Below are 1,330 nucleotides of genomic sequence, written 5' to 3' on the forward strand. Positions count from 1 at the left end.
TCGGTCTTTATACTGTTATTGTCCCTATATAGTAGACAGTTTTAGAAAAACAGTCACTCTCGAATTCATGATATAGTGGTTGTACAGGGTTATAGAGAGAGGAATGATTGAGATGGAGAAGAGAAAATATCCGTTTGATGTAAAAAAGCAAATAGTTGAGTTATATTTGGAGGGACATTCTTCTGCTGAATTGGCCAAGAAGTATGACATTAGTAATTATAAAAGGATTAATGAATGGGTTCGCAAGGTAAGAGAAGGTGGATTTAAGGCTCTTGAAGATACAAGAGGACGTAAAAGCAAAGGAAAAAGGATGATGAAAGAAGCTACTTTAGAAGAAAAATATGAAAAACTGAAACTGGAGAATGAATACTTAAAAAAGTTGTTGGATCTGAAAAGGGGGTGAATGATAAGGAAGCACAATTTGCATTTATACACGCACATTCAACGACCTACCCCGTTCAAAAGTTAGTGGAGCTAACAGAGGTTTCACGTTCAGGCTACTACAAGTGGTTGAAGCGACGTGCGGAAAAGGTACAGGATACAAAAGATGAAGGGCTTTTGCCTTATATCATTAAAATTTTTCAAGACCATCGTGGAACCTACGGTAGAAAGCGAATCAAACTAGCCTTAAAGGAAGAGTATGATTTAGTGGTAAACGAAAAAAGAATATCCAGAATCATGCGCAGGTATGGCCTATACTGTAGAATCCGAAAAAAACGATTCAGAAACCAGAAGCAACCACACGGTACTATTCCTAACGTTTTAAATCGCCATTTTAAGGCCATCAAACCAGGGAAAAAATTCGTGATCGATATCACCTACATAGAGGTTAAGAAAGGGGCTCAAAAGTGGATGTATGTGTGTGCGATTAAAGATTTATTTAACGGGGAAATCGCATGTTATTCTATTGGCCAGAGCCAGGATATGGAGCTCGTTTTTCGGGCATTGAATGAATTAAAAAAGAAAGGGTTTGAAAAAGGAGCCATTCTACACAGTGATCAAGGCATCCAATTTACAAACCCAAGCTACATCAAGCGATTAGAAAAGATGGGAATTACCCAATCCATGTCCCGCAGAGGCAACTGCTGGGACAACGCTTGTATCGAAAACTTCTTTGGCCACTTAAAGGGTGAAATGTACCACTTCACACAACCACAAACAGCTGTTGAAGTCATCGATGCCGTAGCTGACTATATAAACTATTATAACCATAAACGGATTCAAACAAAACTAAAAACGAGCCCTGTTAATTATCGATTAAAATCAGCTTAATGACTGTTTTTATAAATGTCTACTTGACAGGTGCATGTTCATACAAATATATCGGTCA

Annotated in this window: 2 protein-coding genes; both read left to right on the top strand. The window is 37.9% G+C overall.

Translation table 11 applies throughout. The features are described 5' to 3' along the window. Positions 1–112: 112 nt before the first annotated feature. Positions 113–403: a helix-turn-helix domain-containing protein gene (locus tag FCJ93_RS24700; protein WP_170211413.1), complete on the top strand. Its 291-nt coding sequence runs from the start codon at positions 113–115 to the stop codon at positions 401–403. After that, positions 400–1,272 carry an IS3 family transposase gene (locus FCJ93_RS24705; RefSeq protein ID WP_170211414.1) on the top strand — a complete coding sequence of 291 codons (873 nt, stop codon included), beginning with the start codon at positions 400–402 and terminating at the stop codon, positions 1,270–1,272. Before FCJ93_RS24700 ends, FCJ93_RS24705 begins: the two co-directional genes overlap by 4 nt. Positions 1,273–1,330 lie beyond the last annotated feature (58 nt).

Source organism: Robertmurraya siralis (assembly GCF_005502275.1).
Taxonomy (GTDB): Bacteria; Bacillota; Bacilli; order Bacillales; family Cytobacillaceae; genus Robertmurraya; species Robertmurraya siralis.